Consider the following 2,065-nt stretch of genomic DNA (forward strand, 5'->3'; position numbering starts at 1 on the left):
ACACAAAAGTAATTTCGAAAGACAATTAAAACTCTATACATATGAAAAAGAGAATATACATCATAGCGCTTTTAGGCTTTTTCAGTTTTATGACAATGAAAGCCCAAGCCCAATATAAAGTCTTTAGGCTTGTTCAAAAGTCAACCGGGAAGTGCCTAACTAGAGAATGGAGTACACACCCAACTATAGATCTCTTATACATGAGAGACAAAAATACAGGAGAAAATGAAGTTTCTCAACTGTTTATCATCAAGCGGATTTCTGGTTCTAATGAAGTTTACATCATATCAGCAAGTGATCACAACATGTATCTAAGACCAGTTATTCCGACAGCGAGTTCTAGTTCTATAAGACTTGACCGCGACCTAGCATACCCTTGGCAATTGCAATTTGCAGGTGGATCTGTATATATCACCAAAGCAAGTAAATCAGGTGTCTTAAAAGTGATGCCAGATGACAAGTTTGGCTGGGTGGAAGAACTTCCAAAATTATCAAATCTAAATGACCCTTTAGGTGATAGTTTCAGATTTCTGTTAGAAGAAGTAACAAATACTTTTTAAGGAATTTCGATAGTATGAATTTCAAGCCTTTATGCTATTAATGAGGGAGTGTTGTGTCAAGGCACTACTATTAAAAAAATGAGATACTGTTTCTAATTAAAAAAACAAAAAATATGAAATCAATAATTCTAAAACATAGTAAGAAGTGGAGAGCCATTTTGGTTTTGCTGCTGGGCTTTCAGAGTTTATGGGCAGCAGACCCAGCTGTGCTTCATTTAAAAAAGAACGCTTATGCCTCCTACGTCAACCTAGACGTGGGTTTAAAAACCGATTTACTGGATAACCCGGAAATAGGGACTATCGGGGAGGCCTCCTTGGAGTTTTGGGTGAAATCTACTCAAAGCGGGAACGAATGGGTGCTAACAGATACCAAAGTTGACGCCTCTTCTTTCAAAATGGCCATGCATAACAACAATACTCTTGAACTTAAAGTGGGAGAGCAAACATTTTCAGTAGATCTGGGAAATGCCGTTAGCGTCAATACGTGGCATCATGTGGCTTTGGTAATTTCTGATCTTGGCAGACAAGCCCAGATTTTGGTAAATGGACAGAGTTATGGCAACTTTTCAGTAAATTTTGCTTCTCCTATGCCATACGAATACAGAAGACTACACTTCTATAAAAAAAAGAATGCAGAGATCTATTTGACAGAGGTGAGGTTTTGGGCATCCAGGCGTACTACTTTGCAGATTAATCAAGAAAGATGGATACCATTTTCAAAAAAGAACAACCTGGTTTTGGAACGACAAGCCGGCTTGGTGGCTTTATTTGCTGACGATGTCAAAAGTACATCCCGTCACGAAAAGATGGACGACATAACGAGTCTAAGCTGGGTAGAATTTCTGGATAAAGAACTTGCAGCAAAATGTGTAGGAGAGTATGATGCACCCAGTGGTAATGTGAGCTTGGCCACCTTATTTAGAGATCCCACTCATCCTATATTAAGCAATAAACAAATATTCCTTACCGCTTCTAAGGGAAATGAAAAGGAAACCAATCAAGGGCAAATAGAACTTAATTGGAATCACTTACAAGAGGCCACAAAATATGAAGTTTATCAAACCGACGTGATCACTAAGCAAAAGACCCAAAAAACGGTTAATTATGAAGGCAATCCGTATATGTCATATGAAATGGAAGGTGTATTGCCTGGAAGGTTATACGATTATGAGGTGGTAGCAGTAGGCGTAAACGGCGCTATACCGGGAAGTGACAAGGGATTTGTTTATTACAATGGCTCCATAACTGGAAAAATCACCTCACAGATTGGTAACAAAGAGATAGAGGGAGTAACAGTAACCGCTACTCCAAAGGAGAAGGTTGGTAGTGCCCTAAAGTTTACCAGTCCCAGCCAGAAGCTTACCTTTTACAGTGTGGATGCATTAAGAAATAATAATGATTTCACCCTGACCTATTGGTATAAATCTCTATCCCATTCAGGAACCAATGGGATATTCAAATTAGGTGATACAGAGATTAAAACGGTAGGCAACAAAATGCAAGTG

At 38.7% G+C, this 2,065-nt stretch carries 2 protein-coding genes; both read left to right on the top strand.

What is annotated here, in order from left to right; genetic code table 11:
* The first annotated feature begins 41 nt into the window (after positions 1 to 41).
* Positions 42 to 560, top strand: coding sequence for a hypothetical protein (locus E1171_RS02280; protein ID WP_155203673.1), 519 nt, complete (start codon positions 42 to 44; stop codon positions 558 to 560).
* 113 nt (positions 561 to 673) lie between these two features.
* A partial coding sequence (locus E1171_RS02285) for a LamG domain-containing protein (protein WP_222931345.1) occupies positions 674 to 2,065 on the top strand: 1,392 nt, incomplete at its 3' end.

The organism is Xanthovirga aplysinae (genome assembly GCF_009711365.1).
GTDB classification, from domain to species: domain Bacteria; phylum Bacteroidota; class Bacteroidia; order Cytophagales; family Cyclobacteriaceae; genus Xanthovirga; species Xanthovirga aplysinae.

Coding starts and splice junctions, on each gene's coding strand:
- E1171_RS02280 (WP_155203673.1), top strand. CDS start 42: ATGAAAAAGAGAATATACATCATAGCGCTTTTAGGCTTTTTCAGTTTT.